Consider the following 6,219-nt stretch of genomic DNA (forward strand, 5'->3'; position numbering starts at 1 on the left):
AAGAGGTCCTGCATCATGGGCGACGCCTGGGCGAGAATGCCGATGCCGGCGGTGACGTTCACGCAGAGGATACCCCAGAGGAGCAGGAACTGCGGCGTGCGCACCGCCTCGCTTCGCGTGAGTCCGGTGGCGGCGGGCGTGGCCGAGCCGGGAAGGGGCTCGGGTGCCGGACGCAGCAGTAGCGCGCCGGTGGTCATGAGCGCGAGGTACACGCCGCTCAACACGAACAGCGCACGGGCCACCCCCAGCTGCTCGATCAGGAAGGCGTTCGCATAGCCCCCCAGAAAGGCGCCGCCGCCGAAGCCCATGATGGCGAACCCGGTGGCCATGCCACGGCGCTCGGGGAACCACTTCACGAGCGTGCTGACCGGCGCGATGTAGCCAATGCCGCAGCCGATGCCGCAGAGGATGCCGAGTCCGAGGAACAGCATTAGCGGCTGCTGCCAGAGCAGCCCGAGGCCACCAAGGGCGAGCCCGCCGGCGAAGAACAGGGCCGACCGTCTGGCGGCGACCCTAGGGCCGACGCGCTCCACCCACGGGCCCATGGTGGCCGCGCTCAGCCCCAGCAGCACGAGGGCCGCCGTGAAGGTGGTGTACGGCGGACTCCCCCACCACGGCTGCGGCGGGAGGGCGGCGATGATCGGCCGATTGAGCGTACTCCAGGCGTACACCGAGCCGATGCCAAGGTGGACGAGCACGGCGCCGAGGGGGATGGGCCAGCGGGAGGTCGAATTCGGCTTCAAAGTTTGGCGCCTGAGAGAAAAAATGATGTGCTGCTGGGGGCTGTGGGCTGTGGGCTGGCGGCCATGGGCGGTGAGCCGTGGGCCGTGGGTTACGGTCAGTTTCCAGTTCCCACCCATGGCCCACGGCCCATGGCAGATGGCAGATAGCCCGCAGCCCCAAGCCTCAGGAGCCCACCGCCCACCGCCCGCGCACAATCCCCAGTCCAACACCCCACACCGCACCACACGGCTCTAAGTAGCTTGCACCATATAATGTCTCCCCGAGAAAGCCCCATCGCGGCCCAGCGGGCCCGGAATGCCCGCCTATTGGCCCAGGCGGAGCAGCTGGCCCTCGCCGATCGCGCCGAGCATGGCGGGGAGGAGCTGCCGGTGATCCTGCTGCCGGCGAATTCCCGCAACACGGTCGAGCTTCCCGAGGCGTCGCGCGACGCGTTTCTGGACCGGCTGCGCGGCACGATCGCCGAGGCCTTCAGCGAGGCGGTGCGGGACAACAGCGCCCCCATGAGCGCCGAGGCCGACGCGGCGCGTCAGGACGCGGGATGGGCGCTGCCGGCGTCGATTCCGGCCATGCCCGACATCATCGGCGCGAGCTGCGGGACCTGCCGCGGCGAATGCTGCACCGCTGGCGGGACCCATGGGTTCCTGCACGCCGACAGTATCATGCGGGTGCGCGCCCAGCTCACCGACGACGGGGAAACAGTGACCGCCGAGTCGCTGGAGGCGCGGTATGCGTCGTACCTGCCGGCCCGGCATTACCGCGGCTCGTGCGTGTTTCACACCACGGCGGGGTGCCATCTGCCGCGGGCGCTGCGGTCGAATCTGTGCAACCGGTATGTGTGCGGCGGGTTGGCGCAGCTCACGCGGGCGCTGGTGTCGACCGGGCAGACGTCGGCGTATGTGGCGGCGGCCGATTCGGTGCACCTGCGGCGGCTCGCCCTGGTCACGGTGGCGGGGTCGCGGGCGATCCCGCTGCGGGACGTGAATTAGCCTTCACGGCTTGCGGGCGCCCGCGCCTTCTATAGCCTTCAGATTCCAACCTTTCCGTTCGCGGCCGGTGTCCTATCACGTGACCAGACCGATGCCCAATTCCATGCACCGTGCGATCCGCCTGGCCGCCTTGAGCGCCGGGCTCGTCGCCTTGACGGCCTGTGCCACGTCGCGGTCGGCCTCGTCGGCCGGGCCGGCGTTCCAGATGGGGGATGCCGGCGCGATGGCGCGGGCGCGCGCCGACAGTCTGCGCTATCCCTGGGTGAAGGCCGATGTGGACTTCATGAGCGGGATGATCCACCACCACGCGCAGGCCATCACGATCTCCCGCTGGGCCCCTTCGCACGGCGCGAGCGCGTCGGTGCAGCGGCTCACGGCGCGCATCATCAATGCGCAGAGCGACGAGATCACGATCATGCAGACGTGGCTGAAAGACCGCGGTCAGCCGGTGCCGATGGTCGACTCCGTGGGCAACGTGACCATGGGCGGTGCGGGTCACGACATGGCCGCGCACGCCGGTCACGACATGGCGGCGATGGGCGGCATGGCCATGGGGCAGATGTCGATGCCCGGCATGCTGACCGATGCCCAGCTTGCGGAGCTGAACGCGGCGCGTGGCGCCGAGTTCGACCGGCTGTTCCTCACGTACATGATTCAACACCACCGCGGCGCCGTCGCGATGGTGAAGACGTTGTTCGCGGCACAGGGCGCGGGGCAGGACGAAACCGTGTTCAAGTTCGCCAACGATGTCGAGGTCGATCAGAGCACCGAGATCAAGCGGATGTTCACGATGATGCTGGAGATGGGATTCGCCCCGCCGGCGTGAGGTGACGCGCCGGTTGGGCGAGCAGTTGCGCGTGATGTTGTCGGACTACTACCACCTTTCGAACACAGGAACAGACATGTCAGAAGCACTTCCGCGTCGTCGCGGGGCGAGTGTTGTCACAGGCTACGCGGCCGTGGCGTTGCTGGGACTCGCGGCGTGTGCGCCGTCGAAGCCCAAGACCGCACCGACGCCAATGAACGATCCGCGCGTCGGCCTCAAGGCCGGTCTGTTCGACGCCGGCGAAGCGATCTCCAACATGAAGGTCGTGGCGAAGGCGGTCTCGCCGCCGGGCTTCCTCGGCATCACGAATTCCGACCTTGCCTTCACCGGCAAGTACGCGATCCAGGGCAACTACAACGGCCCGGTGATCTGGGACATTTCGAACCCGGCCAAGCCAGTGCTCGTGGTGGCCTACACGTGCCCCGCGTCGCAGAACGACATCTCGGTATACAAGAACCTGATGTTCATGTCGGCCGAAGCGAACAACGGCCGCGTGGACTGCAAGCCAGGTGGCGTGCCCGATCCCGTCAGCAAGGAGCGCATGCGTGGCGTGCGCGTGTTCGACATCAGCGACATCAAGAACCCGAAGCTGATCGCGAACGTGCAGACGTGCCGCGGCTCGCACACGCACACGGTGCTGGAAGATCCGAAGGACAAGGACAACGTGTACATCTACGTGTCCGGTTCGTCGGGCATCCGTTCGGCGGGCGAACTCGAGGGCTGTGCCGATGTCGCGGCTGACGATCCGAACTCGTCGCGCCTGCGCATCGAGATCATCAAGGTGCCGCTCGCCAACCCGGCCTCGGCCGCGGTGGTGGGTCGCGCCAACATTTTCGCCGGACTCGGCGCCGCGCCGGCGCATGGTCTCTCCGACGCCGACAAGGAAGCGGCGGCGAAGACGCTCGCTGCGGCCAAGGCTTCCGGCGCGTTCATCGCGAAGAACCCGCAGTCGGGCGCCGAGATGGTGGTCCCGCCGCAGGTGATCCGTCCGTTGCTCGAGAATGCCATGAAGGCGCGTGGCGGCTCGACGGTGAATGCGGCCGACAGCGCGACGGTGCGCGGTATGGCGCAGGGTGCGATCAACACGATGTTTGCCGGTGCGGCCGGTGGCGCGCCGACGGGTCGCGGCGGCGAGCGGTCGCAGTGCCACGACATCACGGTGTACCCGGCGCTCGGACTGGCTGGTGGCGCCTGTGAAGGACACGGCCTGCTGCTCGACATCAGCAACCCGGTGGCGCCGGTGCGTCTCGACGCGGCCGCCGACTCGAACTTCGCCTACTGGCATTCGGCGACGTTCAACAATGACGGCACGCAGATGCTGTTCTCCGACGAGTGGGGCGGTGGTTCCTCGCCCAAGTGCCGCGCCGGCGACAAGCCGGAATGGGGCGCCAACGCGATCTTCTCGATCGTGAACAAGAAGCTCGTGTTCAAGAGCTACTACAAGATTCCGACGGTGCAGTCGTCGAACGAAAACTGCGTCGCGCACAACGGCTCGCTGATCCCGATCCCGGGCCGCGACGTCATGGTGCAGTCGTGGTATCAGGGCGGCATCTCGGTGTTCGACTGGTCGGACCCGTCGAAGCCGAAGGAAATCGCCTCGTTCGATCGCGGCCCGGTGGATTCCACCCGCATGGCGATGGGCGGCTCGTGGTCGGTGTACTGGTACAACGGCTCGATCGTGAGCTCGGAAATCGCGCGTGGTCTCGACGTGGCTGAACTCGTGCCCAGCGAGTTCCTCTCGCAGAACGAGATCGACGCGGCGAACACCGTGAAGTGGGATTACCTGAACGCGCAGGGTCAGCCGAAGATCTCGTGGCCGCCCAGCTTCGCGCTGGCGAAGGCGTTCACGGATCAGCTGGAGCGGAAGGGATGCGTGGCGCCGGCGAAGATCTCCGAGATCCGCTCGTCGATCTCGAGCGCCGAGAAGTCGTCGGGTGCGGCGCGCAACGCCACGCTGTCCAAGCTCGTGACGGACGTGGAAGCCAACCGCAGCTGCGACCCGAAGAAGACGGACCTGCTGAAGAAGGCGCTGCAGGACTTGCAGACGCTGGCGATGTAAGTCTGCCGTTCGTGTGAATCCAACAGCCCCCGGTCCCGTAGAGGATCGGGGGCTGTTTGGTGTTGGGGCACGTATCTTGGAGCAACTCGATCACCGGAGCGGCCGATGGCGTCGGATCTCAGTTTCGTGGCGTACGTACGCGACCAGATGCACGGCGCGGGCGCCGTCACGTTCAAGAAGATGTTCGGCGAGTATGCGCTGTACGTCGACGAGAAAGTCGTTGCGCTGGTGTGCGACAATCAGCTGTTCGTGAAGCCCACGGTAGCTGGCTGTGCGCTGCTGGGCACGGTGACGGAAGGGCTGCCGTATCCAGGGGCGAAGCCGCAGTTCCTGATCACCGAGCAGTTGGAGGATCAGGGGTTGATCGCCGAGCTCATGCGGGCGACGGCGGCGGAGCTGCCGGCACCGAAACCGAAGCCGGTGAAGAAGGCGGCGAAGAAGGTCGCGAAGAAATCGGAGCGTTCAAGGGGTCAGAGTCGTTGAACGCGGTTGCCTGTCCCTCATCAACTGGAGCAACATCATGACCAACGCCTGGCATGTGCTGGTGACGTATGCGTCCGGATTCGAAGCGGACTTGGCGATCGCCCGACTGGAATCGGCCGAGATTCCGGCGATGCGCGATAGCAACGATACGGTCGGGATTTTCGGCCCGGGCTTTCAAGGGGCGACGGCGCGTGGTGTCTCGGTGCTGGTACCGGAAGCATTCGTCGACGAGGCGCGCGCGCTGCTGGCGGACGTGGCGATGGTCGACGAGGTCGACGACGAGCCGTCGGAGAGCTAAACTCGCGGTCGCCCGCCAATCATTCACGGTCCCGCTTTCACGAGGCATCGGTCCCATGGCACGCTCGCGCAAATCAGACGTGGTCTACATCGGAGTCGGCTCGCACGTCGTGGCCATTCAGGCGACGTCGGGTGAAGAGCTGTGGCGCACGAAGCTCAAGCGTGCGACGTTCGTGACGGTCTCGATGGAAGGCGACAAGCTGTACGCCGGGGCCGGCGGTGAACTGTTCTGCCTGGATCCGTCGTCGGGCCACATCGTGTGGCACAACAAGCTCAAGGGACTGGGGCTTGGCATCGTGGCATTTACGGGCTCGCCCCAGAGCGTCGCGCAGGCAGCAGCGATGGCCGCGCAGGTCGCGGCGACGGCGGCGGCCACGGCGTAAGTCAACAGCCTCTTCTGCGTCGGTGATACTTTTCTGGTTCGCACCCGTACCATCGCATTTTGTCCCGAGCCCGTTACGATGCAGAAGAAGCGCGCAGTTGCCCTCCAGCAGGAGTGGGGCGGAAAGCCCTGTGATCATCCCGCCTTCGCCAAGGAATACGACTTGGGCGAGCGCACGGGGAATCACATCTGCACGCAGTGCGGCAAGATCTTCACGTTCCGCGAGAAGGCCGAGATCGTTGCCGCGCGTACGGCTGATCAGCGAACGCTTGAACCAAACTGCTCTACCGCGGATTGACACGAATATCCGCTGATCGCCCCGCACGGCACGACGAATTGTCGTTCTCGACCATACCAACAAAGGTGTTGCTGGTCATCCGCGAGCATTCGTGCAAATCCGCGGTAAGGCTGTTCAACGAGCCGAGAGGAAACTGCTCTACCG

General features: G+C 66.0%; 8 protein-coding genes. 7 read left to right on the plus strand and 1 reads right to left on the minus strand.

Features of this window, described 5'->3' with window-relative positions:
• The coding region (locus ACIRA7_RS14025; protein WP_396221470.1) for an MFS transporter at positions 1-698 on the minus strand (698 nt) is incomplete at its 3' end.
• Positions 699-995: 297 nt separating this feature from the next.
• Here ACIRA7_RS14025 and ACIRA7_RS14030 point away from each other — a divergent pair.
• From ACIRA7_RS14030 to ACIRA7_RS14060, 7 genes are all read left to right on the plus strand, one after another.
• Entirely contained in the window at positions 996-1,730 is a 735-nt protein-coding gene (locus tag ACIRA7_RS14030; protein WP_396221471.1) for a hypothetical protein, read from the plus strand.
• 79 nt (positions 1,731-1,809) lie between these two features.
• On the plus strand, positions 1,810-2,556 hold the full coding sequence (locus tag ACIRA7_RS14035) for a DUF305 domain-containing protein (protein WP_396221472.1): 747 nt from the start codon (positions 1,810-1,812) through the stop codon (positions 2,554-2,556).
• Between the two features lie 76 nt (positions 2,557-2,632).
• Entirely contained in the window at positions 2,633-4,615 is a 1,983-nt protein-coding gene (locus ACIRA7_RS14040; RefSeq protein ID WP_396221473.1) for an LVIVD repeat-containing protein, read from the plus strand.
• A gap of 105 nt (positions 4,616-4,720) precedes the next feature.
• Positions 4,721-5,098, plus strand: coding sequence for a TfoX/Sxy family protein (locus ACIRA7_RS14045; protein WP_396221474.1), 378 nt, complete (start codon positions 4,721-4,723; stop codon positions 5,096-5,098).
• A 37-nt stretch (positions 5,099-5,135) separates the two neighbouring features.
• Positions 5,136-5,396, plus strand: a complete 261-nt coding sequence (locus ACIRA7_RS14050; RefSeq protein WP_396221475.1) for a putative signal transducing protein — start codon at positions 5,136-5,138, stop codon at positions 5,394-5,396.
• Between the two features lie 55 nt (positions 5,397-5,451).
• Positions 5,452-5,778: a PQQ-binding-like beta-propeller repeat protein gene (locus ACIRA7_RS14055; RefSeq protein WP_396221476.1), complete on the plus strand. Its 327-nt coding sequence runs from the start codon at positions 5,452-5,454 to the stop codon at positions 5,776-5,778.
• A 78-nt stretch (positions 5,779-5,856) separates the two neighbouring features.
• Positions 5,857-6,075 carry a hypothetical protein gene (locus ACIRA7_RS14060; RefSeq protein WP_396221477.1) on the plus strand — a complete coding sequence of 73 codons (219 nt, stop codon included), beginning with the start codon at positions 5,857-5,859 and terminating at the stop codon, positions 6,073-6,075.
• Positions 6,076-6,219 lie beyond the last annotated feature (144 nt).

Source organism: Gemmatimonas sp. (assembly GCF_044376735.1).
In the GTDB taxonomy this organism is placed as follows: Bacteria; Gemmatimonadota; Gemmatimonadetes; order Gemmatimonadales; family Gemmatimonadaceae; genus Gemmatimonas.